This is a genomic window from Spiribacter pallidus (assembly GCF_040838495.1).
GTDB lineage: Bacteria > Pseudomonadota > Gammaproteobacteria > Nitrococcales > Nitrococcaceae > Spiribacter > Spiribacter pallidus.
Map to the genome: position 1 here is coordinate 492,432 of NZ_JBAKFM010000001.1, position 26,574 is coordinate 519,005.

Here is a 26,574-nt window from a genome sequence, read left to right on the forward strand (position 1 = left end):
GCTAGTCTTTCCGGCTGAACTGGACGGAGGGTAGGCCGCTATTAAACCGCTTTTCTCGCAGGGACCATCAACAACGGCACGCCTGATTCTGCTGGTCATGCTGTCGGTCCTTTTGCTGACCCTGGATCATCGCCAGGGCCTGACCGACCCACTGCGCCGCCACCTCTCGACCCTGACCCACCCGATCAAGATGGCCGCCGAGCTGCCCGGCAATCTGATCGATCTGACCGGCGAGTCACTTCGCAGCCGGCGCGAACTGATTGCCGAAAACCAGCGCCTGCGCGATCGCCAGAAAATCTACGAGGCAAGACTGCAGCGGCTGGATGCCCTGGAAGTCGAGAACATCCGCCTGCGCCGCCTGCTCGACTCGTCCTACGAACTCGAACGACCGGTGCTGATCGCCGAGCTAATGCAGGTGGATCTGGATCCGTTCAGCCACCTGCTGCAGATCGACAAGGGCAGCGCCGCCGGTGTCCATGTCGGCCAGCCGGTTATCGATAGCACCGGTGTGATCGGCCAGGTGGAACGGGTCTCACGGCTCAGCGCCACGGTGCGCTTGATCAGCGACCCGAGTCATGGGCTGCCGGTCCAGGTCAATCGCAACGGGCTGCGGACCGTCGCCTTGGGCACCGGCCGTATCAACACGCTGAGCATCACCAGCCTGCCCAACAATGCCGATATCCGTGCCGGTGATCTGTTGGTCACCTCGGGTCTGGGCGGCCGCTTTCCCGCCGGCTACCCGGTCGGCGAGGTCCGTCAGGTGGTCACCGATCCGGGCGAGCCTTTCTCGCGCATCGAAGTCGACCCCCTGGGGGCGTTGGGGCGGGTCCAGGAGGTGCTGCTGATCCTCGAGCGGCCTGGCCGCGGGCCAGACAACCCGGCCGAGGCGACCCCCGGAGCGGACGATGAATAGCGCGCGCCGTCAGGGTCTGTGGATCATCCTCGTCACCATTGGTCTTGCCCTGGTGCTGAGCATCCTCCCCCTGCCGGCGGGTTGGCAGGTATGGCGCCCCGAGTGGAGCGCCCTGGTGCTGATCTACTGGGCGCTTGCCTTGCCCGAGCGGGTCGGCGTTGGCGTCGCCTGGACGGTGGGGCTCCTACAAGATGTCCTCCAGGCCACCCCCCTCGGAGCCCACGCCCTGGCCTACGCCGTCGCGGCATATCTCACCATCCAGCTCTATCAGCGGATCCGCAACGTGCCCATCTGGCAGCAGGCGCTGACGGTGTTGGTGCTGATGCTGCTGATCCGGCTGATACTGCTTGTCAGCCGTGGATTGCTGGCCGAACCGGTCAACGACTGGCGGTTCTGGTTGCCGGCGGTGACCGGTACGCTGATCTGGCCGTTGGTGTTTGCCGTGTTGCGGTTTCTGCGTCGCTACTACCGGGTCAGCTGACATGAGTCTCGAACTGCTGCGGGACAAGACCGGCGAAAAACGCATTGTCCGCGGCCGGATCGGGGTGGTGGCGGTGCTCGTCGCCGCGGCATTCTTCGCCCTGGCCGCCCGCATCAGCTATCTGCAGGTCATCGAGTACGATCACTTCGCGGCCCGCTCACAGGACAATCGTGTCCGCCTTGCCCCATTGACCCCGACCCGTGGGCTGATCCGCGACCGCGACGGCCGCATCCTGGCCGAGAATCGTCCCGCCTTTCGCCTGACCGTCATCCCCGAGCAGGTCGATGACATGCCAGGATTGCTCTCGGCGTTGGGTGAGGTCGTCGAGCTCGACCCAAAGACCGTGGCGACCTTCCGCGACACCCTGCGACGCGCCCGCAGCTTCCAGGAAGTGCCTCTGAAAGCCCGGCTGAGCCAGGCCGAGGTCGCCGCCCTGTCGGTCAACCGACACCGCTTTCCCGGGGTAGAAGTCCGCCCCCACCTGGCTCGGCACTACCCTCATGGCCCGATCGGCAGCCATGTGGTCGGCTATGTCGGGCGGATCAGCGAGTCCGAACTGCGCGAGCGCGACCCACGCCGGTACCGAGGCACCAGCGTGATCGGCAAATCCGGCGTGGAGCGCTGGTATGAGGACCGCCTGCGGGGCGAGATGGGGCTCGCGCGCATCGAGACCAACGCGTTGGGCCGCTCGCTGGAGACCCTCGAACGCCAGGCGCCCCAACCGGGCGAAGACCTGCAGCTGTCCCTGGATATCGAACTCCAGTCGGTTGCGGCCGATGCGCTGGGCGACCACCGCGGCGCGATTGTGGCCATGGACCCCCGCAGCGGAGAAATCCTCGCGCTCACCAGCCGGCCGGGTTTCGACCCCAATGCCCTGGCGGACGGGCTCGAGCCGTCAAGCTTCGAGGCCCTGCGCGCCGATCCCGACCAGCCGCTTTTCAACCGCGCCTTGCGCGGACGCTACCCGCCCGGCTCGGTGGTCAAGCCTTTCCTGGCCCTGGCCGCGGCGGCTGCCGGCGTCATCGACCCGGACGAGACGATGTTCTGCAACGGCCGCTACCATTTGCCGAATGTGGAGCGGACCTGGCGGGACTGGAAGCCCGAGGGACACGGCCGGGTCGACTTTATCCAGGCGGTGGCCCAGTCCTGCGACATCTATTTCTACGACCTTGCCTATCGCATGGGCATCGATGCCATGCACGAGTGGATGACGCGTTTTGGCTTCGGGCGTCTGACCGGCATCGACCTGCCCGGCGAGCGGCAGGGTGTCATGCCATCCAGGGCCTGGAAACGACGCAACCTGGACGAGCCGTGGTATCACGGCGAGACGGTGAACACGGGAATCGGCCAGGGGTTCACCCTTGCCACCCCCATCCAGATGGCCGCCTCGACCGCGATACTCGCCAACCGTGGCGAGGCGGTCCGGCCGAGCCTGCTGCTGGGTGACAACGACCAAGCAAGCCCCATCGAACCGCTACGACTCGATGATGAGTCGCTCTGGCAGGTCACCATCGACTCGATGGTCGAGACCGTCCATGGCCGGCAAGGCACGGCCCGGGCCATCGGCCGGGAACTGCCTTATCAAATCGCCGGCAAGACCGGCACCGCCCAGGTCATTGGCATCGGTCAGGACGAAGAGTACGACGAAGACGCGCTCGATGAGCGCTTCCACGACCACGCCCTGTTCACGGCCTTCGCGCCGGTGGCGGATCCGCGGATCAGCGTGGCGGTGGTCGTCGAGAACGGCGGCAGCGGCAGTCAGACCGCCGCCCCCATGGCCCGGACCGTGATCGATGCATGGATCCGACAACTGGAGGATGAAGGTGAGCTGGTCACCGGAAGGCCTTGATCAGACCGCACGCCGGGCAACCGGCAGTCTGCTACAGCGCATCCTGCATTTGGATGGCGTGCTGCTGGCGCTGATCCTTTTGTTATCGGGCATCGGCTTGGTTGTCCTCTACAGCGCCTTTGGCGGGCGCATCGAACCCGTTCAGGGGCACTGGCTGCGCCTGGCGATCGGTCTGGGCGCCATGGCCGTGCTTGCGCAAATCCCCCCATCCCGGCTCTATCGCATGGCGCCGTGGATCTTTGCCGGGGTCACGCTGCTTTTGATCGCCGTGCTGGTCATCGGTCAGATGGGTGGCGGCGCCCGGCGGTGGCTGGATCTTGGGTTTTTCAACCTGCAGCCCTCGGAGTTCATGAAACTCGCCCTGCCGATGATGGTTGCCTGGCTGGTGGCCCGGGACACCCTACCGGTCACACTGGGTGGATCATTGCAGGCCCTGGCGATGATCGCCGTTCCGGTGGCCATGATTGGCATCCAACCGGACCTGGGGACCGCTATCCTAGTGGCCGCCGCCGGCGTGGCGGTCCTCTTTCTGGCCGGCCTGGGATGGCGCTTGCTGGCCCTCGGGGCATGCCTAATCGCCGCCGCCGCCCCGGTTTTGTGGATGTTCGGGATGCAGGATTACCAGAAAGACCGGGTGCTGACCTTCCTGGATCCGGAACGCGATCCACTAGGCGCGGGCTACAACATCATCCAGTCGCAGATTGCCATCGGCTCGGGCGGTCTGTACGGCAAGGGATGGATGGATGGCACCCAGGCCCATCTGGAGTTCATCCCCGAGCGCCACACGGACTTTGTCTTTGCCGTCATGGCCGAGGAGTTCGGCTTCCTTGGCGTGCTGCTGGTGTTCGGGGTCTATCTGGCCATCATCGCTCGGGGGCTCTGGATCGCCCACGAGGCCCAGGACAACTTCTCGCGTCTGCTCGCCGGCGGCATCACGCTGACCTTTTTTGTCTACTGCTTTGTCAACATTGGCATGGTCTCAGGGCTGTTGCCGGTGGTGGGCCTGCCGCTGCCGCTGATCAGCTATGGCGGCTCGTCCATGGTGACGCTTCTCGCCGGCTTCGGTATTCTCATGGCCATCCATACCCATCGCCGCATGTGGTCATCGTGAAACCAGCCATTCGCTCCGCTGCGCTTGTCGTACTCGCCCTGGCGGCCGCCCTGACCAGCGGCTGTGCGGCCTCGACCACAACCCAGGATCCGGCGGATCCGGCGGCCATCCGCGCGTTCGCCGATGAAATGGCCGAGCGTCATGGCATGAACGCCCAACAACTCCGGACCCTGCTGATAGAAGAGGCCAGCCACCAGCCCGATATCATCGATGCCATCAGCAACCCCGCCGAGGCCCTGCCCTGGCACCGCTACCGGGGCATCTTCCTGACCCGCGAGCGCATCGACGGCGGGGTCGCCTACTGGGACGAACATAGCCAGTGGCTTGCAAAGGTCGAGGCTCGCTACGGTGTGCCGCCGCATATGGTCGTTGCCATTATCGGTATCGAGACCTATTACGGACGCTATCGAGGCCGTCACCGGGTGCTGGATGCGCTGCGCACCCTGGCGTTCGCCTACCCCCCGCGGGCGGATTTCTTCCGCAGCGAGCTCGAGGCGTTCCTCCAGCTCACCCGCGAGGAATCGATCGACCCGACCGCCCCCCTGGGTTCGTACGCCGGGGCCATGGGTGTGCCGCAATTCATCAGCAGCAGCTATCGGGCCTACGCCGTGGATTTCAACGGCGATGGCCGGCGCGATCTTTTCAACCAGCCCGCCGATGCCATCGGCAGTGTCGGGCGCTATTTCGCCGACCATGGCTGGCAACCGGGCGCACCGGTCGCCGTGCGGGCACAAACGCGTGGCGATGCGTGGCGAGCATACCGTCGCGATGATCTCAAACCCCGGGATCGGGTTGCCGAACTGCGGGCCGCCGGGGTTGAGACGACGGCGAATCTGGCCGGCGGACAGCCGGCTCGGCTGCTCGAGCTCGGGCTCGAAGACGGTGTCGAGCACTGGGTGACCCTCGAGAACTTTTATGTCATCACCCGCTACAACCACAGCCCGCTGTATGCGATGGCGGTCTGGCAGCTCGCCGAGGCAATCCGGGAGGCGCGACAGTGAGGCTTGCCGTCGTCCTGGGACTGGCGTTGCTGCTGGGGGGTTGTGGCACGATGCTGCCCGAGCCCGGTGACGGCCCCGGGCGGGTCATCGACAACCCCGCGGCCATTCCGGACGCCGTGCCCCGGGACGTCCCCCACAGCCGTTACGGCAACCCGGACGAGTACGAGGTCTTCGGTCAGCGCTATCGGGTCATGGAAAGCGCCGATGGCTTTCGCGAGCGCGGCATCGCCTCATGGTATGGCAGCAAGTTCCACGGCCGGCGGACCTCCAGCGGCGAGCCCTACGACATGTACGCCATGACCGCGGCCCACAAGCACCTGCCGCTGCCCACCTGGGTGGCGGTGCGCCATCTCGGCAACAACCGCGAGATCGTGGTCAAGGTCAACGACCGTGGCCCCTTTGCGGCCAACCGCATCATTGACCTGTCCTACGCCGCCGCGGCCAAGCTGGGCATGCTCGACACCGGCACCGCACCGGTCGAGATCCAGGTGGTCACACCCGAGGCACCGGCACCGAGCCGCTCGCCGCGGGTCGCCAGCACGCCCTCGTCGGCCGCGCCGGGCTACTGGATCCAGATGGCGGCGTTCGATGCCGTGGACAACGCCCGGCGTCTGGCCGACCGACTGGTGGCCTCGGCCATTTCGGCGGCGCCGGCAATCCATCAAGGGGATGATGGGCTGCACCGGGTGCGACTCGGCCCCTTGCCGGACATTGCCGCCGTCGATCGTTTGAGTGATGAGCTCCAGCGTACCAATTTTGAACCGGGGCATGTCATTATTCCCTCTGACGCACCGACCTTTGACTGAGATAACCGACCATGCCCAGATTGTTTGCCCTGTTGTTACTGCTAAGTTTTGCGTTGGCCCATCCGGCCGCCGCCCAGACGCAGCCGATCCCGACACCGGCGCCGCCGGCACTGGGCGCCGAGAGCTACATCCTGATGGACTTCCACAGCGGTCGTGTCCTGGTTGATGAGCAAAGCGACCTGCGACGGGATCCCGCCAGTCTGACCAAGGTCATGACCGCTTTTGTCACCTTCAGCGAGCTGAAGGCCGGCAACATGACGCTGAACGAACAGGTCCGAGTGAGTGAACGGGCATGGCGGGCGCCGGGGTCGCGGATGTTCATCGAAGTCGGCGACCGGGTGAGCGTCGAGAACCTGCTCCGCGGGATGATCATCCAATCGGGCAATGACGCCAGCGTGGCGCTGGCCGAGCACATCGCCGGCACCGAGGCGACCTTCGCCGAGCTCATGAACCAGTACGCCCGGGAACTGGGCATGGCAGATACCCATTACACCAACGCGGCGGGTCTGCCCGACCCCGAGCATTACTCCACCGCCGCCGATACCGCACGGCTTGTCCAGGCGCTGATCGAGCGCTTCCCCGATTACTACGATTATTACTCGCAGCGGGCATTCACCTGGAACGACATCGAGCAGTTCAACCGCAACCGGATGCTCTGGCAGGACGAGACCGTGGATGGTGTCAAAACCGGCTATACCGAGACAGCCGGTTATTGTCTGGCCACCTCGGCCGATCGCGATGGCATGCGGCTGATCTCGGTGGTGATGGGCGCCGACAACCCCGGGGCACGGGTCGAGCAGTCCAAGGCCTTGCTCAACTACGGTTACCGCTTCTTTGAAACCCACCGCCTCTACGCCGCCGGCGAGGCCATCGAGACACCCCGCATCTGGAAAGGTCAGGCCGACAACCTGCCCGTCGGGGTCACGCAGGACCTTTTCGTGACCATCCCCGCACGCGCCTACGACCGCCTCGATGCCCGGCTGGCACTGGATGGCCAGATCGAGGCACCGGTGGACGCCGGCGAACCCGTCGGCCGTCTGGCGGTCACCATCGGTGATGAGACCGTCACCGAACAGGACATCGTTGCCCTTGAGACGATCGCCGAAGGGGGCATCATCAGCCGGGTGATCGACGAACTGCTGCTGTGGCTGGAATGAAAGCACAAGCCGAGGGACTGACTTTTCCCTGCGAATTTCCCATCAAGGCCATGGGCCGCCACAGCGAGACGCTGGTGAGCGCGGTGCTGGCCGTCGTCCAGACCCATGCGCCGGATGCCAGTCGTGAGCGGGTCAACACCCAGCCAAGCCGCAATGGCAGCTATCTGTCGGTCACCGTCACCGTGACCGCCAAAAGCCTGGACCAGCTCAACGCCATCTATGCCGACCTGCAGGGCCACGACGAAGTCCTCGCCACGCTGTAATGGACATCGAACCGGTCAGCCGCGACTGGGGGCGGGTCGATTATTCGGCCGTCTGGCAAGCCATGCGACGGTTCACCGACCAGCGCGAAACCCGCACGACCGACGAAATCTGGCGGGTCGAACACCCCCCGGTGTTCACCCTGGGTCAGGCCGGCCGACCCGAGCATGTGCTCGATGCGGGCGACATCCCTCTGATCGAGACCGACCGTGGCGGTCAGGTGACCTATCACGGGCCCGGCCAGGCAATCCTCTATCCGTTGCTCGATCTGCGCCGCCGGCGGTTGGGCATCCGCGGACTGGTCACCCTCCTGGAGCAAACGGTCATCGCCTGGCTTGCCACCCACCGCATCCATGCCACGGCCCGCACCGATGCCCCCGGGGTGTACGTGGGCGATGCCAAGATCGCGGCGCTGGGGCTGCGGGTGCGACGGGGCTGCAGCTATCATGGCGTCGCGGTGAACATCGATATGGACCTGACCCCCTACCAGCGCATCAACCCCTGTGGCCATGCCGGCATGCCGGTGACCGATCTGGCGAGGCTGGGTGTGCGGTTATCCATGGCCGAGGCCTGGCAAGCACTGGAGGATCATCTACGCCACCAGCTCAGCGCGCACTGAGCCGGGCATCCAGTGCGGCAAGCCGGCCGGGTGTGCCGACATCCACCCAGATCCCGGTGTGATGCTCACCGGTGAGCTGGCAACGCGCACAGGCCCGGTGCAGCAGCGGCCCCAACGGCGCCGGCCCCGACGACTGGCCGACAAAAAGCTCGGGTCGGTAGACACCGATACCGGCGAAGGTCAGGCGCTTGCCTGGCCCCTCCACCGTCAATCGATCCCGATGCAGGGCAAAATCGCCCCGGGGATGGTAATCCGGATTGTCCACCAGCACGAGATGGCCCAGCCCTTCCGGCGCCATCGGCAGCCGGGCAAGATCGAAATCGCTCCAGATATCGCCGTTGATCACCACAAACGGGGCATCTCCCAGCAACGGCAGCGCTTTTTTGATGCCACCGGCGGTCTCAAGCGGTGTTGCGCCCTCGTCACTGATCGCGATATCCACTCCGGTCGGTGCGTGGACGCCGACATGATCGCGTATCCGCGCCCCCAGCCAGGCGGTATTGATCACCACCCGCTCAAACCCCGCCCCGGCCAGCCGGTGGAGATGCCAATCCAGCAGGCTCTGGCCGCCGACGGTCAGCAGTGGCTTGGGGCAATGATCCGTCAGCGGCCGCATGCGCTCACCGCGCCCGGCGGCCAGGATCATGGCATTCATCGCGCCCCCGCTGGCGAGGGCAGCGCCGCAATCAGCCCGGCCAGCGGCTTGAGCGCGTCATAGCCGGCCAGCTCGGTGGCGAGGTAATCCAGAAAACGCGGCGCATCGGCAATGTACGCCGGCTTGCCATCACGGTGGGCCAACCGGGCGAAGATGCCCAGGACTTTGAGATGCCGCTGGGCGGCCATCCAGTCCAGGGCCTGGGTAAAACCATCGGGCAGCGGGATGCCCGCGGCTGCTGCCCGCGCCCGATACCGCTGGATCCAGTATTGCTCCTGGCGCTCGGGCCACGAGAAAAAGGCGTCGCGTAACAGACTGGCCAGGTCGTAGGTCACCGGCCCGATGAGCGCGTCCTGGAAATCGATCACTCCCGGCGAGGGCCGGCTTTTGATCAGATTGCGAGCCATGAAATCGCGGTGGACACCGACCCGGGGCTGCGCCAGTGCCGAGTGGACCAGCCGCTCGCAGCCCTCGCGCCAGCACTGCCACCAACCCGGCGTCGGTTGCACCCCCAGGTGCCGCTGCACATACCAGACGGCAAAGAGATCGAGCTCGGCATAGAGCCGCTCGCCGTTGTACGGCGGCAGCGCATCGGCCAACTCGAATGACTGCCAGCGAACCAGTGCCTGGATGGCCGCTTCCATGGCCGTATCCGCGCCTTTTTGCCGAAAGACCTGCAAAAAGCTCTCCTCGCCCAGGTCCTCGAGCAAGCAAAATCCCCGTTCGGGATCGGCGGCGTGGATCGCCGGGACATGCAGTCCAGCGGCATCCATCAAGGCGCGAACGCGTACGAAAGGCGCAACCGAGCCGGGATCATCGCTGGCGTCCATGACCACGCGGGTGCCTTGCGCTGTGGCAAGGCGATAATACCGCCGTCCCCCGGCATCTCCGGCAATGCCTGTCAGCCCCGACGCTGACAGCCCCATCCCCTGCAGCCACGTGGCCAGGGCCCGGCGACATTCCCGGTTATCGGTGGCGGTCATATCCAGTTGACTCCGTGCGTGCCCCATCGCAGCCCATAGGGTACCCTTTTGCCCTTTCAATGACCCGTACAATCCACCCGAACAAGCCGGCACCCCAACCCATGCGTCTTGCCCCCGTTACCAGTGTTGCATTTGCGCTTTTGACAGCGACCGCCACCGCCCAGCCCGCCGGCCAATGGGCCCTCTGCGGGGCCCCGCTATTGCCACCGGCCGAGGGCGACCCGGCACTGCGCGATGACCCGGACAGACCGGTCGAAATCGACGCCGGGCGCAGCCAGACCCGGGGTGACCCACCGGTTTACCGCTTTGAGGGCGACGTGGTGATCCGTCGTGCGGATCAGACCTTCCGCAGTGAGCGGATCCGCTATGACACCGCCACACAGCGTCTGGACGCTGAGGGCGGCATCGAGCTGCGCGAACAAGATCTGCTGATCAGCGCCGAGCGCGCCCGTTACTGGCTCGACAACGACCGTGGCCGGTTCGAGGGGGTGGGTGAATATCGACTCGCCACCGGCCATCTCCAGGGGTCGGCGGCAAGCATCGAACGAACCGACCGGGTCAGAAGCCGTTTTCATCGCGTCAGCCTGAGCACCTGCATGCCGGGCAACGCGTTCTGGACCCTGCAGGCGCGCGAGGCGCGGCTCAACACCCGGACCCGTCAGGGCAAAGCCCGACACGCGGTCCTGTCGCTGGGTTCGCTGCCGGTTTTCTACACGCCCTACCTGCAGTTTCCGCTGGGCGATGAGCGCCTCACCGGCTTTCTTTCCCCGACCATTGAGCAGTCACAGCGCAATGGCTCGACCATCGCACTGCCTTGGTACTGGAACATCGCCCCCAACTACGACGCGACATTCACGCCCACTTCGTACTGGAAGCGCGGTCTGCTGGCCGACGCCGAGTTCCGCTACCTCGAGCCGGCGCTCTCCGGCGAGGTCTCGGGTAGCTACCTGCCCGATGACGATCGGTTCGGCGACGACCGATGGGCGATCAACCAGGATCACCGGCTGCATATCGGCAACGCCTGGCGGGGTCGACTGATCCAGCAGCGCACCAGCGACACCGCCTTCAGCGATCATTTCGGCGACGAGTTCGACTATCGATCCGCCTCGTTTCTCGAAAGCCAGGCCGCGCTGTCGTGGGCAGAGAATGGCTGGCTGGCTTCGGTGGACGCCCAGTCCTGGCAGCGGGTTGAAGCCGACGCCCGGTCGCCCTACGCCCGGCGGCCGCGGCTGCAGCTTGGCTACCAACCGACCCGGCGGCTGGGGCCGCTCGCCTTCGATGCGGCCGCCGAATGGACCGATTTCTACAAAGACGACCCGGCCACCGAGCAGGGCGTTGAATACCATTTCAGCCCGCGACTGAGTCTGCCGCTGCGGACACTGGCCTATCGGTTCGAGCCAGCGATCGCCTGGCAGCACACCGGGTATGACCTTGAGAACAGCGATCGCAGCGATCCCGAGCCGTCGGTCTCGGTGCCGATTGTCACCGCCGATGCCCGCCTTTATCTGGAGCGGCCCGAGACGTTGTTTGACGGTGTCTATCAGACCCTCGAGCCACGGGTGTTCTATCGAAACGTCCCGGACCGGGACCAGGATGAGTTGCCAAGCTTTAGCACCAGCAGCAGCGATGGCACCTTTTCGCGGCTTTTTCGCAGCACCGCATTCGGCATCGACCACACCGAGCAGGTCAGCCTGGGCCTGACCACCCGCTATCGCGATCAGGCCAGCGGCCGGACCTATCTGCGGGCCGCTGCAGGTCAGGTCTTCTATCTCCACGACGATGCCCCGCGCGATCGCTCGGATTATGTCACCGAGCTGCGCCTGTCACTGCCTAGCGGTTATACCGCAGAGCTCGACTACCGCTGGGACCCCGAGCAGAGCGGCAACAGCGAGCTACGCAGTCGACTGCGCTGGCAGGGATCGGCAGATCAGGTCCTCAATCTGGGCCTTCGACAACGCGAGGTGGACGGCCAGACCACGCTCAACCAGGCAGAGCTCTCGCTGGCGCTGCAGCTGCGCCCGGACCTGCGGGTGTTTGCCGGCTGGCTCGAAGACCTGGACACGCATCGCAATCGTCAGGAATTCATTGGCCTGGAGCAGAGCGGCTGCTGCCACGCCTGGCGGATCGTGATGGAGGACCGGCTGCAGCGGGCCACCGCCGATACCCCACAGGTGGAGCGGACATTCATGATCGAGCTCGAATTGCGTGGGCTGGGGGGGATCGGTGATAGAATCCGGCCGTTCCTGCGCGACGAAATCGACGGCTACGACCCGGGATTCTAGACCATGACGCGAAAGCTCCTTGCCTGCCTTTTTCTGTTGTTCGTCACCGGCATACCGCCGGCTGCCGCCGAGGCGGTCTCGCTCGAGCGTATCGTCGCGCTGGTCAATGATGACGTCGTGCTGGCGTCGGAACTCGAAGCCGAAATCACCACGGTGCGCCGCGAGCTCGAGCGACGCAATGTCCGCATGCCGCAACCGCAGCAGCTGCGTCGCCAGGTTCTCGAGCGACTGATCATGCAGACACTGCAGATGAACGTCGCCGAGCGCCGCGGCATCCGGGTCGACAACGCCACCGTGGACGCCGCCGTCCGGCAGGTCGCCGAGCGCAATGGCCTGAGCCTGGCCGGGCTGCGCGACGCGCTCAGCGCCGAGGGGCTGAACATGGCCCGTTTCCGCGAACAGATCCGTCGCGACATTGTGCTTAATCGGCTGCGCCAGCAAGAGATGAACCGCCGGGTGGATGTCAGCGAGCAGGAGATCGATCAGTTCATCGCCCGCAACCAGGCGCCCGGACGCGAATACCGCCTCTCGCGAATCCTCATCGGCGTCCCCGAGGCGGCCTCGCCGGCGTCCATTGAAGCCGCCCGCGATGAGGCGCAGCAGATCGTCCAGCAACTACGCGACGGCGAGGCCTTTGCAAGGCTGGCCGCCACAGCCTCCGATGCGCGTAATGCGCTCGAAGGCGGCGACCTGGGCTGGCGCCCCGCTTCGCAGCTGCCGGCCTCGGCTCGTGAGGCGGTCGAAACCCTGGCGGCCGGGGAAATCACCGATCCGGTCCGCACACCGGCGGGCTTTCAGATCTACCGACTGGATGATCAACGCGGCAGCGAACAGCAGACCGTCCGACAGGCCCAGCTGCGTCATATCCTCATCGAGACCAACGAAGTCGTCACCGATGCGGACGCCCGGCTGCGGCTGCAGACACTGCGCGAACGCATCCTATCCGGCAGCGATTTCTCGACCCTCGCCCGCGCCAACTCCGATGACCCCACCAGTGCCACGGCCGGCGGCGAGCTGGGCTGGGTGAACCCCGCCAACCTGCCGCCCAGCTTTGCCGAGGTGGTCCGTCGCCTCGAGGCCGGGGCGATCAGCCAGCCCTTCCGCAGCCGGGGCGGCTGGCATATCGCCGAAGTCATGGCGTGGCGCGAGCAGGCCGTCAGTGAGCAATTGGCCCGCGAAGAAGCCGCCGAGGCGGTGCGTCAACGAAAGGCCGAGGAAGAAACCGAGCTGTGGCTGCGCGAGCTGCGAGAGGAAGCCTATGTGGAGATTCGTCTCGACGGCCTGCGATGAGTGATCGCCCCTGCATCGCCCTGACCCCGGGAGAACCCGCGGGCGTCGGTCCGGAACTGATCGCCTCGCTGGCCGAAGCGTTCGGCGACTGCCGGTTGGTGGCGGTGACCGATCCGGCCCTGCTGACCGTCCATGGCATCCGCACCGCCGAGTATCACCCCGCTACGCCGGCCGATCCCGGCGTGATCGAGGTACTGCCCGTCCCGACGAATGCCCCGGTCAGCCCCGGGCATCTGGACCGACATAACGCCGATCATGTCCTGGCAACCCTCAGACGCGCGGCCCAGGGCTGTCTGGACGATGAATTCCAGGCCATGGTGACCGGCCCGGTTCACAAGGGCGTGATCAATGACGCCGGCTACTGTTTCAGTGGGCATACCGAGTTCCTGGCGGAATTCACCAAAGCGGATCTGCCCGTCATGATGCTGGTGGCAGGCGGATTGCGTGTGGCACTGGTGACGACCCATCTTCCGTTGCAGGCCGTCCCCGAGGCCATCACCCGAAGCCGTCTTTTGCAGACGTTGCGCATCCTCCACCACGATCTGCAGACCCGCTATCTGCTTCCGGCGCCACGGATCCTCGTGGCCGGACTCAATCCCCACGCCGGAGAGGGGGGCCATCTGGGCGGCGAGGAAATCGAGATCATCACGCCGGTGATCGAGGCCCTGCGCCGCGAGGGGATGCAGCTCACCGGCCCCCTGCCGGCGGACACGCTGTTCACCCCCCGGCAGCTGGACCAGGCCGACGCAGTGCTCGCCATGTATCACGACCAGGGGCTGCCCGTGCTCAAGCATGCCGGGTTTGGCCGGGCCGTGAATGTCACCCTGGGCCTGCCGATCATCCGCACCTCGGTGGATCATGGCACAGCGCTGGACCTGGCGGGCACGGGCAGCGCCGATCCGGGCAGCCTGCATGCGGCGGTCGCCGAGGCCCGGCGCATGATCGTCCAGGACGCTTGATCCGATGCATCAGGCCCGGCGACGGTTTGGTCAGAACTTTCTCCACGACCCCCAGGTGCGGCAGGCCATGATCAGTGCCATCGACCCCCGGGCGGAGGAAACCTTTGTCGAGATCGGCCCGGGCCATGGTGCGCTGACGCGCCCGTTGCTCGCCGCCGGTGTCCGGTTGACGGCCATCGAGCTCGACCGCGATCTGGCCGCCGCACTGCCCGATGCATGCGGCGGCGATGCATCACGGCTTACCCTCATCAAAGGCGATGCCCTGGCCCACCCGCTCTCTGGCCTGGCGGATGCCGATCAACCGCTGCGGGTCGTCGGCAACCTGCCCTACAACCTGTCCTCGCCGCTGCTCTTTCACCTCACCGCCGAACCGGCGGCGGTCACGGATTTGCATTTGCTGCTGCAAAAAGAAGTGGTCGACCGGATGGGCGCCGAAGCGGGTAGCCGCGCCTACGGCCGGCTGTCTGTCATGATCCAGGCCCGGTGCCGTGTCGTCCCGCTGTTCGAAGCCCCGGCACAGGCCTTCCGGCCGGCACCGCGGGTGACATCGCGCTTTGTCCGCCTTATCCCCCATGACAAGCCACCGCTGCCCGGCGTGGATGACAAGGCACTGGCCACCGTTGTCAGCCATGCCTTCGCCCAGCGGCGTAAGACTTTGCGCAACGCACTTCGCCGGATCCTCGATGCCGCCGCGCTGGAGCGCGCACAGGTGGCACCGGCAGAACGGGCCGAAAACCTGACACTGGCGGATTTCGGTCGACTCGCGGCGGAATACCAGCGCAACCCGACCCCAGCGGTGCGCTAACCCATGGCCGATTACGTCATTGGTGATGTCCATGCCTGCCTCGAGCCGCTCGAGCGGCTGCTTGAGCGGTTGCGGTTCGACCCGGCCGACGACCGGCTCTACTTTACCGGCGACCTGATCGGCCGGGGACCCCAGCCGGTGGAGACGCTGCGATTCATTCGCGATCTCGGGGCCAACGCCGAGAGTGTGCTGGGCAACCACGATCTCCACGCGCTGGCCGTGGCCCATGGGACCGGCGCCGCCCGACCGTCGGATCAGCTCGGTCCGCTACTCGAAGCCGACGACCGCGAGCCACTCCTCGAGTGGCTGCAGCATCGGCCGCTGTTGGTCGATGTATCCGGCACCCGGTACTCGGTGGTGCATGCCGGCATCCCGCCGCAGTGGGGGCTTGCCGAGGCGCACGATCGGGCCCGCGAGGCAACGGCGGTGTTGCGCAGTCGCCAGGCGCCGGCGCTGTTCGCCAACCTCTATGGCAACGAGCCGGCCCAATGGCAGCTCGACCTCACGGGGTGGCCGAGGCTTCGGTTTATCATCAATGCCTTCACGCGGATGCGCTTCTGCCGTGCCGATGGCCGATTGGACATGGGCGAGAACGGTCCGCCGGAAGCCGCCCCGGCGGGTCTTTTCCCGTGGTACGCCACCCCCGGCCGCGATCTTGGCGCCTTGGGCCGGACATTGATTACCGGTCATTGGTCGCGTCTGGGATGCCGCCGGCACGATGGCCTGATCACCCTGGATACCGGTTGTCTGTGGGGTGGGCAGTTAACGGCGGTGCGACTGGACTCCGCGGCGCCGGCGTTCACTCATCTGGATTGCCCGACTGCATCCGAGCCGTAGCCGCCGGAATCCGTCGGCGCAGCTGGTCCCGCTGAGCGGGGTCGAGGCCGGCCACGGCAACGCCCTCACCGTCGCCGATCCCGCAGGCCGCCACCACCCCGCCCCAGGCATCCACTACCATGGACTCGCCATGGGTGGCCCGGCCATTGGCGTGCTGGCCGCCCTGATCCGGCGCCACCACCGGGCAGAGGTTTTCGATCGCCCGGGCACGCACCAGTGACGCCCAGTGAGCGGCGCCGGTGGTCGCGGTAAAAGCCGATGGTGCCAGCAGTATCTCGGCGTCTGCCCTGGCGAGGGCGAGATAATGCTCGGGAAAGCGCAGGTCATAGCAGATCGACAGTCCCAGCCGTCCCGCCGGGGTGGAGACCACGACCGGTTGCGGTCCCGGGGCAAAACTGTCCGACTCGCGGTAGGCCTCGCCATTGGCCAGCGTGACATCAAAAAGGTGACACTTGTCGTAGCGACCGAGGCGTTGACCATCCGGGCCATGGACCAGGCAGGCACTGCGCACCCGGCCGGCTTCGGGGCCGGTGATCGGCACGCTGCCGCCGACCAGGGTGACGCGATGACGGGCCGCCTGATCGGCCAGAAAGGCCTGAATGGGGCCGTCGCCGTCCGGCTCGCCCTGGCCGACGACATCGCCATCCCGGCGTCCCATAAAAGCAAAATTCTCGGGCAGAACCACCAGCCGGGCGCCCTGGTCGCAGGCGCGGGCGATCAGCCGCTCGGCGGCGGCCAGGTTTTGCGGCCGATCGTCATTGGAGACCATCTGCACCGCAGCCACCACCCGCTCAGGACTGCTCATCGCTATCCTCCTCCCCATCCGGTCCGATGGGTGTGAGCAATTCAAAACGCGGATCCGCCCAGGGCCCGACAATGCGGTACTGGAATTCTGCCAGCCGCTCCACCCCGGACTCGAGCATGCCGCGGGTGAGGAACAAAAAGACCGCCGCCGGCGGTCCGCCAGCCAACCCGCCCAGAAAGGACAGCGCCGAGGAAATACGTGGGGTGACGGTCACCCGCTGGTTGTAGCGGCGCCGTACCAGATCGGTACTGCCGGTCACGGCCAGGTTGAGCGACGGCCCCTCAAGCGAGAGATTGTCGGTGTAGAGCGTACCGGCCCGGGCCTGCCAGTCGCCTTTGAGCGAATCGAACTGCAGCCCCTCGCCCACCACATCCGAGAAATCCAGATCCAGCCGCCGGGGCAGGACGGACAGACTGAAAAGCCCGAGCGCACGGCTGGCGCCGGGTTCCACCGCCGGCAACGACCCATTGCGCAGATCCAGCGACAATTTGCCGCTCAGGGTCGGGACAATGGGCCGGAACAGCGGCCCGACCCAGCGTAGATCCCCGGTCACCGACCCGGTCGCCCCATCTAGGATGCGCTGCAGCCCAAGGGCACGCACGACGGCACCACCATCGCGGGTAAAGAGATCGAACTCGAGCCGGTTACCGGCGTTTTCATCCGGCTGCCGACGGATCTCGACATCAAGGTCGGCCGGCCCACCGGCCACGCTCAGTTGCGCGCTCGCCGAGGCCTTGCCCGCATCCCGGCGTTGGAAGTCCAGCTGGCCAACCGCCCGTCCGGCCACCATCAACGACCCGATGCGGATATCCAGATCCGGACCCACCGGCTCGCGGACCGCCTCGGGGGCGGTCGAGGCGGCCGACGACGGCGGCAGCGAGCGCGTCGAAGGGATGGTCGCCTCGAGGCGTTCAAGGCGTATCGTCAGGCGCCCATCCTCCCCGGGCCAACGGATTTCACCCTGCGCCGCGCCGGTCAATCCGATCCGCCAGCGATCGGCCTCGCCCAACGCCTCGATCCGGGTTTCGCCCACCTGCCAACGCCCCAGCCTGAATCCATCCAGCGCCACCGCCACATCCAGTGGCTCTGGCAAATCCCTGAGACCGCCGCCCGCCCGACCGTCGCCACTGCCCAGCAAATCATCCGCGGCCAGTACCGGCAATGCCCCCACCAGCCGTGTCCCATTGGCCGGTGCCGCCACCGCCTCGCCGGCGCCCAGACGCCCGCCCAGGGCCTGGAGGCGACCATCCGCATGCCGCCCCTGCAGCCGCAGCCGGTCGTCATAATCGATATCAAACCGCAGCGCCTGTGCCCCTTGCCAGACGAATTCCGCCGCCAGCGGGGTCCGGGCATCCGCCGGCTTGTCGAGCCCCAGCGGCCAATCGAGTGCGATCCCATCCAGGGCCGTCTCGAGGGTCAATCGGGTGTCCGCAAGACGCAGTGGGTCGCCGCCAAAAGCCGGCCGCTGCAAGACCATTCGCCAGGGCGCCACGCCCTCGGCACCCTCGGCGAAGGACCCACCCCCGGGGATCGCCGATATGGGTAGACGGGCATTGACCTGGATCCGCAACTCACCGTCATCCGGCGGCCCGGTGGTTGATGCCTCCGAGACCAGGATATGATCGCCTAGACGGCCTTGCAGGCTGTCCCAGGCCGGGCCCCGCTCGTCGAAGCGGATGGCACCGCTTAAATCATCGATGCGGATAGCCGGCCGCTCGAGGGCCAGCCCGGCACCATCCACATCGAGGACCCCGTCCACCGACACCGGACGCCCCTCAAAGGGAAAGCCAAGCCTCAGATCGAGTCCGCCCGCGCCCTCCAGGGTCAGGCCGTCCAGAAACGCCGCCGAGGGCACAAGCGGTGATTGCGCCAGCACCGACTGCATGGCGGATAGCGGCCCGTTAAAACCGGCATTCACCAAAAGCCGGGGGCGCCACAGGTCCTCGATCCGGGCGCTGCCGCCCACCACGGGGAGCGAACCGATCCGCCCGCCATCGGCACGAATGCCAAGCGCCCGATTGTTGAACCGCACCACCCCGGAGAGCGCCTCAATGGCTGGCCACTGTCGGGAGAAGCGAAAAACCAGATCGGCAAGGTCAAGCCGCAGGTCGAACACGCCCCGACCCCGATCGAACGGAAACGACTGCAGCGGACCCAAAAACCGCAGCCGACCGCCGCTCAGCCGGCCCGGTCCAATGGCGCCATCGAGCCAGGCCACCAACCGATCATCCATCACCCCCACCGGCAGATGGCGCATCGCCGCCGAGACGGGCATCGACCCCACCGAGGCTGTCAGATCGACCCACGCCGAGCGCTCGGATTGCGCGGGCCAGACCCGGGCGTCGAGCTGCAGATCGGCCTCGTCGTAACGGGCTTCGAGCCCTTCGACCGCCATCACCCGAGGGCCGCTTTCGCCATGGGCCCAGGCCAGCGCCCCGCTGATCTGCTGCAAGCCCACCGGCTGACGAAGCAGCGCCGGCGCGGCCACCCTCAACCCCGCCGCCGCAAAGTCCACGCGTCCGCCGACCGGGCCCATCGCAAGCGCACCCTGCCCATCCTCGATCGTCACATCCGGGGGCCCGCCATTCACACGGACCCGGGTGAACCGGCTTTCAAAGCGCCAGTCCTGGGGCCCATCCCAGACCAGGGACAGATCTCGAAGGCCGCCCCGTTTGACCGCCACACCGGTCATCGCCTGCAACGCGGCATAACCCGGCGCGCCGGGATCAAGGGCCGGGGCAGCAAGACGCCAGGGGGACTGGTCATCGCTGCGGGCGACACCGATCGGCGGCAGCGATGACCACACGCCATGATCGCCGGCGACCTCGTCAGCGACAACCACGCCCTGCCAGCCGCCGGCTTGACGACTCAGCCCAATGCGACCGGCAAAGCGCTCGACCCCGCCGGCCAGCCACCCCAGCGAATCGCCGCGCAATGCAACCGTCCCCCGGCCCAGGCCCTGCTCGTCCCACGCGAGCCAGGCCTCGCCCGAGAAACGCCCCTGCAACCCGGACGGGATGAGATTGCCGGCAATCGGTGCCATGCCGTCCGGGGAGAGGTCGCTGAAATCCACATAGATGCGGGCACCCAGGTTGTCACCGGCGTTGACATCCGCCCTCGCGGTGATGCGTTGATCACCCGCCCGGCCATCCAGCGCCACCCGCCACTGGCCGGCGGCCTCGCGCTGCCAGCGCAGCGCCGCGGGCGCAAAGGTCACCCGGGTGTCGTTGCGCCCATCGGCAATGGTCACGCTGGCGTCACGGATCAACAACCGGTCCACCGGCAAGCGCTGCAGCAAGCCCAGCGGGGCATTGACGCCAACCGCTGCCGGCTCCCTGGCCAGCCCCGAGAGCCGCCACTTACCGGATGCGCCACGGCGCAGCGTGATGGCCAGATCACCCGCCTCCAGCGAATGCAGCCTGAGTTCGCCGGCCAGCAGGCTCTCCCAGGGCTCGATGCCCAGCGTCAAGCGTTCGAGCCGCAGCGGCGATTCCAGGGGCGAATCGACGCCGGCGGGCAGGCCCAGGGCCACGCCTTCCAGGGTCAGGCCGGGGCGCCAGCCCTGGAGCTCGGCGTCCAGTCGGGTAATGGTGATCGGCCGCCCCAGGCGCTTGGCAAGCGCTGTCTCGACCACCTGGGTAAGCGATGGTGCGATCGCAAAGACCAGCCGCACCCCGGTGAGTGCCACCGCCGCGGCAATGACGATCGCCACCAACCCGTAGACGATCGTGGCTTTGAGCCGCTCGCCTCGCTGCGGCCAGATCCAGCGATGGAGTGTTCGACGCAGCGACATGCCTACATCAACACCACATCGAATTGCTCGGGGTTGTATAGCGGCTCGGCCTGGAATTCGATGGGTTTGCCGATGAAAGCCTCCAGCTCGGCAAACCCATCCCCCTCTTCTTCCAGGGCCCGGTCCACGACGTCCTGGGCGGCCAGCACCAGCAAACGCGAGAACTCGAACTGGCGGGCCTCACGCAGAATCTCACGGGTGACCTCGTGGCAGACCGTCTCGGCGCTTTTCAGATAGCCCCGGCCGGCGCAGGTCGGGCAGACTTCGCAGAGCTGATGCTGCAGCGACTCGCGAATGCGCTTGCGGGTAATCTCCACCAGCCCGAGACTGGAGATGGCCGAGACCTGGGTGCGGGCGTGATCCCGCTCGAGTCCCTTGCTCAGCGCCCGCAGGACCTGCCGTTGATGCTCGGCCTCCTCCATGTCGATGAAATCAACAATGATGATCCCCCCCAGGTTGCGCAGCCGCAGCTGCCGGACAATCGTCTGGGCGGCCTCGAGATTGGTCTTGAAGATCGTCTCTTCGAGGGTGCGGTGGCCGACATACCCGCCGGTATTCACATCGATGGTGGTGAGCGCCTCGGTCTGGTCGATGATCAGATACCCCCCGGATTTGAGCTGAACCCGGCGCTGCAGCGCGCGCTGGATCTCGTCCTCGACCCCATAGAGATCGAAGATGGGCCGCTCGCCGGGGTAATGCTCGAGCCGCGAGCCGGCATCCGGCAGGAATGCCTCGCTGAAGTCGATCATGCGCTCGTGCCACTCCCGCGAATCCACCCGCACCCGCTCGACCTCTTCGCCCACCAGATCCCTCAGGATGCGCAGCACCAGGGGCAGGTCCTCGTGCAAAAGCGTGGCGGGCTGGGCGTGTTCGGCGCGCCGTCGGATATCGGCCCAGAGCCGTTGGAGGAAGTCCCAGTCGCGTTGCAATGCCGCCTGGTCCGCGCCCTCCGCCGCGGTACGCAGGATACAGCCATCCTCTGGGGTGGCCGCGGTGATCGTCTGCGCCAGCGAGCGCAGCCGTTCGCGTTCGGTCTCGGCCTCGATGCGGGCCGAGACACCGATCCCCGGATTGCCCGCTAAAAGGACCATGGTCCGCGCCGGGATCGCGATCTGAGTGGTCAGCCGAGCCCCCTTGCTGCCGATCGGATCCTTGACCACCTGCACCATGAGCTTTTGCTGCTCGCGCAACAGCTGCTGGATGGGCGGCGGATCACCCCCCTCGCCGGTGGCCGCCGCATACCGGGCGCGCAGGTCCGAGGCGTGCAAAAACGCCGTGCGCTGCAGACCGGCGTCGATGAACGCCGCCTGCATGCCCGGAAGCACCCGCGAGACCTGACCCTGGTAGATATTCCCGACCAGACCACGACTGCGGGTGCGCTCGATATGGACTTCCTGGAGGCTGCCATTGTCCAGCACCGCCACCCGCGTTTCCTGCGGCGTGACATTGACCAGCAGCTCCTGGCTCACCGGGCCTCCGTCGCCCAGTGGCGTTGATAGGCGATGCCGAATTCGCCCAACAGATCATGGGTCTCGAAAAGCGGTAACCCCATGACCCCGGAATAGCTGCCCTCGAGCTGCTCGACGAAAACCCCGCCCAGTCCCTGGATGGCATAGGCGCCGGCCTTGTCCGCCGGCTCGCCACTGGCCCAATAGGCCTCGATCTCGGCCGGGTCGATCATCCGCAGGCTGACACTGCTCAGCGACAACCGGGTCGCCTCTTGCTCGCCATCCACCAGCGCCACGCCGGTGAGCACCCGATGGGTCCGGCCCGCCAGGCGCTCGAGCATGGCCCGCGCGGCGTCGGCATCCTGCGGCTTGCCGAGGATCTCATCATCAATCACCACCGCGGTATCGGCGCCGAGTACCGGGGTGTCCGGGGTGGGGCGGCCCGAGAGCCCGGCGCGGGCCTTTTCCAGCGCTAGTCGGATGACAAACACCTCGGGTGATTCATCCGCCAGCACCTGCTCGTCGACATCCTGGGCGACGGTGACAAACCGCACCCCCATGCGGGTCAACAACGCCTGCCGCCGCGGCGACCCGGAGGCGAGGCAAAGATCGGGGGATTCCGAAGAAAGGGGCGAGTCGCTCATTGCAATCTCCTGCGCACACGGCGCGCTCAACCTCGATGGTAGGGATGCCCGGAGAGCAGCGTCCAGGCCCGGTATAGCTGTTCGGCAACCACCACCCGAACCAGCATGTGGGGGAGCGTGAGCGGCGACAATGACCAACGACGTTCCGCCGCTGCCAGGCAGTCCCTGTGCAGTCCGTCAGCACCCCCAATCATAAATGCCAGATCCTGTCCCTGCTGCATGGCATCGTCGAGATAGTCTGCCAGATCCCGGGTCGACCAGGCCCGGCCGCCTTCGTCGAGGGCAATGCGCCGGGCCGCGCCGGTGGCGGCCAGCAGCGCCTCACCCTCCTGGGCCCGGGCCCGCTGCCAGTCGCCACCCCGCCGGGCCGCGCCGGCGTCCACCGCCCGAAGCGACAATGGCAGATGGGCGGGCATGCGCTGGGCAAAGGTCTTAAAACCGGTCTCGATCCAGTCCGGCGCACGCCGGCCCACTGCCACGATCTGCAGCCGCATGGGGCTCAGTCCGCTACCTGCTCCACGCCCCAGATCCGCTCCAATCGGTAGAAGTCGCGGACATCCTCGAGCATGACATGCAGCACCAGATCACCCAGATCCACCAGGATCCACTCGCTGTCGTCCATCCCTTCGACGCCCAGCGGCGGCTGGCCGGTGGCCCGGCCGGCTTCGATCACCGTCTCGGCAATGGCCCGCGCATGGCGGCGCGAATTACCGGTGGCGAATGCCATGAAGTCGGTGATCGCCGTCTGGCCACGGACATCGATGATGCGCGGATCAACGGCCTTGATATCGTCGAGGGCCTCGGCCACCTGGTCGCAGAGGGTCTCGGCAGCGGTCTGGGCGTCAGTCATGAATGGCTTCCATCCTCCCGGGCCGGGGCCCGTCAAACTTGTGGGTAACCGTAAAGCCCCTGGCTGGCGACGGGCTGCCAGACACAGTCAGGCATCAACCCCTGGGCCGAGCGGCCCTGGGCCAGCAATCGCCGAATGGCCGTGGCCGAAATCTCCAGCCTTGAAACCGGTTGAAAATACACCAGCCCCGCGGGCCGGGCCCGCAAGGCCTGCACCGTAGCCGCCTGGCGGTCCGGCAACCATTGCGGTGGCGCACCCCGCGGCCCCGTCGCCGGCGTCGCGGTGTAGCCGGCCCGGGTGGTCACCACCAGATGGGCATAGTCGGTGAGTTTGTGCCATTGATACCAGCTGCAGAGCCCCCCAAAGGCATCGCCGCCCATGACAAAACAAAGCGGCCGCCGGTCGCCAATCATCCGGCGCAGCTCGCGCAGGGTATCCAGCGTGTAGGACGGCCCGGCCCGCACCAACTCGCGACGGTCCACGACCAGCCCCGGAATGGGCGCAACGGCCCGGTCGAGCAGATCGGCCCGCCGAGCGGCCGCCAGGCGGGGCTGCGGCCGATGGGGCGGGACATGCCCCGGAATCAACCGCAGCTCATCGGCCCCCAGTGATTCGCGAACCTCGATGGCCGGGCGCAGATGCCCGTAGTGAACCGGGTCAAAGGTACCGCCCAGCAGTGCCAGCGGGGCCATGCCGGCATTGCTCATTCGCGGACGTGGCCCTCGCCAAGGACGATGTATTTCTGCGTGGTCAGTCCTTCGAGTCCCACCGGACCCCGGGCATGCAGCTTGTCGGTGCTGATCCCGATCTCGGCCCCCAGACCGTATTCAAACCCATCGGCAAAGCGGGTCGAGGCGTTCACCATGACCGAGCTGGAGTCCACCTCGCGCAAAAAGCGCTGGGCGTGGGCGTAGTCGTTGGTCACGATGGCGTCGGTATGCCCCGAGCTGTGGCGCGCGATATGCCGGATGGCCTCATCCAGATCATCCACCACCCGTATCGAGAGGATGGCGGCGAGATACTCGGTATCCCAATCGGCCTCGGTGGCCGCGGTCAGCCCATCCACCAGCGAGCGGCTACGTTCGCAGCCGCGAAGCTCGACACCATGGGCATCAAAACGCGCCTTCAGTCGCGGCAGCATCTCCGGCGCCATGGCGGCCGATATCAGCAGCGTCTCGAGGGTGTTGCAGGTGCCATATCGCTGGGTCTTGGCATTGACCACCACCTGCTCGGCCATGTCCGCATCGGCGTTGGCATCGATATAGCAATGGCAGATGCCGTCGAGGTGCTTGATCATCGGCACCGTGGCATCCCGCATGATCCGCTCGATCAGCCCCTTGCCGCCCCGTGGCACCAGCACATCGACATAATCATCCAAGGTGATTAACTCTCCCACCGCCGCGCGGTCAGTGGTCCCCACCACCTGAACCGCGGTAGACGGCAGACCCGCCGCCTCGAGCCCGCCGCGGATACATTCGGCGATGGCCTGATTGGAGTGCAGCGCCTCGGATCCACCCCGAAGAAGACAGGCGTTGCCCGATTTCAGGCAAAGCCCGGCGGCATCAGCGGTCACGTTGGGACGGGACTCGTAGATAATCCCCACCACCCCCAGCGGGACCCGCATCCGGCCAACGCGAATGCCCGAAGGCATGGGATCGAGATCGGTCACTGCACCGACCGGATCGGGCAGTGCCGCGATCTGTTCAAGCCCCTCGGCCATCGCCTCGATACGGGCTTCGGTCAGCGCCAGGCGGTCAAGCAGTGCGGCATCCAGACCGGCGGCCTTGCCGGCATCCAGATCGCGTTGATTGGCCTCGGCCAGCGCCGGCGCGGCGTCGCGGATGGATTCGGCAATCAATCGCAGCGCCTGGTTGCGCGGGCCACTGTCGGTGGCCGCCAGATGGCGCCCGGCGGCCCGGGCAGCCTCGCCAAGCGCTCGCATGTAGGCCGGGATATCGTCGATTGGTTGGGTGGAATCCTCGCTCATGCGCCAGCCTCCGTTGTTGCACCGCGGGCGGCCACCCGTGCCGCCCGGCTGGACAATACTATCAATTCATCCCAGGGCCGGCCGGGGACCGCCCCTTTGATCACCCGATCCACCGCGGCCGCCCGCGAGAGCAACCCCATCAGTCGACGCTGCGGAAGGGCGCGCGCCAGCTCATCAAACCGTGTCTGGCGGCGCTTGAGGATGCGGTGGCGCGCCATCACCGCCGCGCTTCGCTCACCACGCGCCAGCGCCGCCTGAATATCGACCAGGGCGCGAAGGTCGCGAGCCAGCGCCCAGAGCACCAACACCGGTTCCTCGCCCTCGGCCCGCAGGCGCTCGACGATGCGCCGGCTGCGGCCGACGGCCCCGGCAAGCACCGCCTCGGGCAGATCAAAGATCGCATAGCGGGCGCTGTCGGTCACCGCCTCGGCCACCGCCGCCGCGTCCAGCGACCCCTCGCCGGCGAGCAGCGCCAGCTTATCGATCTCCTGGGCCATGGCCAGCAGGTTGCCCTCGTTGCGATCGGCCAGCAGCGTCACGGCCTCGGCATCCAGGTGAACGCCCCGGGATCGGGCACGCTGCTCGAGCCATTTGGGCACCGCCTGCCGTTGCAGCGGCCAGGCATAGGTATAGGTGCCCGCCCCGGCAATGGCCGAGACCCAGGCGCTTTTGCGCTGGGCGGCCTCGAGCCGATCGGTGACGACCACCAGCGTGGTATCCGGTGGCGGGGCGCCGGCAAAGGCCTTCAATGCCGCACTGCCCTCTTTGCCGGGGCGCCCCCCCGGCAGCCGCAGCTCGATCAGCCGCCGTCCACCGAAAAGCGAGAGGTTATCGCTGGCTGCGGTCAGCCGAGCCCAGTCAAACTGTTTGTCGGCATGCAGGACTTCGCGCTCGTCATGGCCGGCCGCCCGCGCCGTTCGCCGCACGGCATCCAGCGCCTCTTCGACGAGCAGTGGCTCTTCACCGGCGATGAGGTACACCGGGCTGAGCCCCTGGGCGAGATGCTGAGCGAATGCCTCGATGCGAACTTCGCCCATG

At 66.8% G+C, this 26,574-nt stretch carries 25 protein-coding genes; 14 read left to right on the forward strand and 11 right to left on the reverse strand.

Translation table 11 applies throughout. The features are described 5' to 3' along the window. Positions 1-40: 40 nt before the first annotated feature. From mreC to lipB, 9 genes are read left to right on the forward strand one after another with little or no spacing between them, the layout of a single operon-like run. Positions 41-913, forward strand: coding sequence for a rod shape-determining protein MreC (gene mreC, locus V6X73_RS02455; protein ID WP_367958378.1), 873 nt, complete (start codon positions 41-43; stop codon positions 911-913). Next, a complete protein-coding gene (mreD, locus tag V6X73_RS02460; RefSeq protein ID WP_367957903.1) occupies positions 906-1,394 on the forward strand; it encodes a rod shape-determining protein MreD in 489 nt (162 codons plus the stop codon). Before mreC ends, mreD begins: the two co-directional genes overlap by 8 nt. A 1-nt stretch (position 1,395) precedes the next feature. Further along, the gene (gene mrdA, locus V6X73_RS02465) at positions 1,396-3,243 is read left to right on the forward strand and encodes a penicillin-binding protein 2 (protein ID WP_367957902.1); all 1,848 of its coding nucleotides are present in this window, start codon (positions 1,396-1,398) and stop codon (positions 3,241-3,243) included. Continuing rightward, positions 3,212-4,354: a rod shape-determining protein RodA gene (rodA, locus tag V6X73_RS02470; RefSeq protein ID WP_367981210.1), complete on the forward strand. Its 1,143-nt coding sequence runs from the start codon at positions 3,212-3,214 to the stop codon at positions 4,352-4,354. Before mrdA ends, rodA begins: the two co-directional genes overlap by 32 nt. Continuing rightward, positions 4,351-5,355, forward strand: a complete 1,005-nt coding sequence (mltB, locus tag V6X73_RS02475; RefSeq protein WP_367957900.1) for a lytic murein transglycosylase B — start codon at positions 4,351-4,353, stop codon at positions 5,353-5,355. Before rodA ends, mltB begins: the two co-directional genes overlap by 4 nt. Then, positions 5,352-6,161 (forward strand): septal ring lytic transglycosylase RlpA family protein, encoded by an 810-nt coding sequence (locus V6X73_RS02480; protein ID WP_367957899.1) that lies wholly within the window; start codon positions 5,352-5,354, stop codon positions 6,159-6,161. The genes mltB and V6X73_RS02480 overlap by 4 nt, the downstream gene beginning before the upstream one ends. An 11-nt stretch (positions 6,162-6,172) precedes the next feature. Further along, complete coding sequence (locus V6X73_RS02485; protein ID WP_367957898.1) at positions 6,173-7,318, forward strand: D-alanyl-D-alanine carboxypeptidase family protein; 1,146 nt, start codon at positions 6,173-6,175, stop codon at positions 7,316-7,318. Next, positions 7,315-7,581, forward strand: a complete 267-nt coding sequence (locus V6X73_RS02490) for a YbeD family protein (protein ID WP_367957897.1) — start codon at positions 7,315-7,317, stop codon at positions 7,579-7,581. Before V6X73_RS02485 ends, V6X73_RS02490 begins: the two co-directional genes overlap by 4 nt. Further along, positions 7,581-8,198, forward strand: coding sequence for a lipoyl(octanoyl) transferase LipB (lipB, locus tag V6X73_RS02495; protein ID WP_367957896.1), 618 nt, complete (start codon positions 7,581-7,583; stop codon positions 8,196-8,198). Before V6X73_RS02490 ends, lipB begins: the two co-directional genes overlap by 1 nt. On the opposite strand, the gene murU is transcribed toward lipB, so the two are convergent. Beyond that, entirely contained in the window at positions 8,185-8,853 is a 669-nt protein-coding gene (gene murU, locus V6X73_RS02500) for an N-acetylmuramate alpha-1-phosphate uridylyltransferase MurU (RefSeq protein ID WP_367957895.1), read from the reverse strand. The genes lipB and murU overlap by 14 nt on opposite strands. Continuing rightward, positions 8,850-9,836 carry an aminoglycoside phosphotransferase family protein gene (locus tag V6X73_RS02505; RefSeq protein WP_367957894.1) on the reverse strand — a complete coding sequence of 329 codons (987 nt, stop codon included), beginning with the start codon at positions 9,834-9,836 and terminating at the stop codon, positions 8,850-8,852. The genes murU and V6X73_RS02505 overlap by 4 nt, the downstream gene beginning before the upstream one ends. A gap of 140 nt (positions 9,837-9,976) precedes the next feature. On the opposite strand from V6X73_RS02505, the gene V6X73_RS02510 reads away from it, so the two are divergent. Genes V6X73_RS02510 through V6X73_RS02530 form a run of 5 tightly spaced genes read left to right on the forward strand, consistent with a single transcriptional unit; the run spans position 9,977 to position 16,009 of the window. After that, positions 9,977-12,118 carry an LPS-assembly protein LptD gene (locus V6X73_RS02510; protein WP_367981211.1) on the forward strand — a complete coding sequence of 714 codons (2,142 nt, stop codon included), beginning with the start codon at positions 9,977-9,979 and terminating at the stop codon, positions 12,116-12,118. Positions 12,119-12,121: 3 nt separating this feature from the next. After that, positions 12,122-13,408, forward strand: a complete 1,287-nt coding sequence (locus V6X73_RS02515; protein WP_367957892.1) for a peptidylprolyl isomerase — start codon at positions 12,122-12,124, stop codon at positions 13,406-13,408. Next, positions 13,405-14,367 (forward strand): 4-hydroxythreonine-4-phosphate dehydrogenase PdxA, encoded by a 963-nt coding sequence (pdxA, locus tag V6X73_RS02520; RefSeq protein WP_367957891.1) that lies wholly within the window; start codon positions 13,405-13,407, stop codon positions 14,365-14,367. Before V6X73_RS02515 ends, pdxA begins: the two co-directional genes overlap by 4 nt. 4 nt (positions 14,368-14,371) lie before the next feature. Continuing rightward, on the forward strand, positions 14,372-15,172 hold the full coding sequence (gene rsmA, locus V6X73_RS02525; protein WP_367957890.1) for a 16S rRNA (adenine(1518)-N(6)/adenine(1519)-N(6))-dimethyltransferase RsmA: 801 nt from the start codon (positions 14,372-14,374) through the stop codon (positions 15,170-15,172). 3 nt (positions 15,173-15,175) lie between these two features. Then, positions 15,176-16,009 (forward strand): symmetrical bis(5'-nucleosyl)-tetraphosphatase, encoded by an 834-nt coding sequence (locus tag V6X73_RS02530; RefSeq protein ID WP_367957889.1) that lies wholly within the window; start codon positions 15,176-15,178, stop codon positions 16,007-16,009. On the opposite strand, the gene V6X73_RS02535 is transcribed toward V6X73_RS02530, so the two are convergent. From V6X73_RS02535 to holA, 9 genes are read right to left on the reverse strand one after another with little or no spacing between them, the layout of a single operon-like run. Further along, complete coding sequence (locus V6X73_RS02535; RefSeq protein ID WP_367957888.1) at positions 15,972-16,814, reverse strand: carbon-nitrogen hydrolase family protein; 843 nt, start codon at positions 16,812-16,814, stop codon at positions 15,972-15,974. The genes V6X73_RS02530 and V6X73_RS02535 overlap by 38 nt on opposite strands. Then, entirely contained in the window at positions 16,801-20,607 is a 3,807-nt protein-coding gene (locus V6X73_RS02540) for a YhdP family protein (protein WP_367957887.1), read from the reverse strand. The genes V6X73_RS02535 and V6X73_RS02540 overlap by 14 nt, the downstream gene beginning before the upstream one ends. 2 nt (positions 20,608-20,609) lie before the next feature. Next, a complete protein-coding gene (rng, locus tag V6X73_RS02545) occupies positions 20,610-22,076 on the reverse strand; it encodes a ribonuclease G (protein ID WP_367957886.1) in 1,467 nt (488 codons plus the stop codon). After that, positions 22,073-22,699, reverse strand: a complete 627-nt coding sequence (locus V6X73_RS02550; RefSeq protein WP_367957885.1) for a Maf family protein — start codon at positions 22,697-22,699, stop codon at positions 22,073-22,075. Before V6X73_RS02550 ends, rng begins: the two co-directional genes overlap by 4 nt. Positions 22,700-22,725: 26 nt before the next feature. Further along, positions 22,726-23,193 carry a 23S rRNA (pseudouridine(1915)-N(3))-methyltransferase RlmH gene (gene rlmH, locus V6X73_RS02555; protein WP_367957884.1) on the reverse strand — a complete coding sequence of 156 codons (468 nt, stop codon included), beginning with the start codon at positions 23,191-23,193 and terminating at the stop codon, positions 22,726-22,728. A gap of 5 nt (positions 23,194-23,198) precedes the next feature. Further along, on the reverse strand, positions 23,199-23,549 hold the full coding sequence (rsfS, locus tag V6X73_RS02560; RefSeq protein WP_367957883.1) for a ribosome silencing factor: 351 nt from the start codon (positions 23,547-23,549) through the stop codon (positions 23,199-23,201). A 32-nt stretch (positions 23,550-23,581) separates the two neighbouring features. Continuing rightward, entirely contained in the window at positions 23,582-24,241 is a 660-nt protein-coding gene (gene nadD, locus V6X73_RS02565; protein WP_367957882.1) for a nicotinate-nucleotide adenylyltransferase, read from the reverse strand. 11 nt (positions 24,242-24,252) lie between these two features. Continuing rightward, positions 24,253-25,536, reverse strand: a complete 1,284-nt coding sequence (locus V6X73_RS02570) for a glutamate-5-semialdehyde dehydrogenase (RefSeq protein WP_367957881.1) — start codon at positions 25,534-25,536, stop codon at positions 24,253-24,255. Then, positions 25,533-26,573 (reverse strand): DNA polymerase III subunit delta, encoded by a 1,041-nt coding sequence (gene holA, locus V6X73_RS02575; RefSeq protein WP_367957880.1) that lies wholly within the window; start codon positions 26,571-26,573, stop codon positions 25,533-25,535. The genes V6X73_RS02570 and holA overlap by 4 nt, the downstream gene beginning before the upstream one ends. Position 26,574 lies beyond the last annotated feature (1 nt).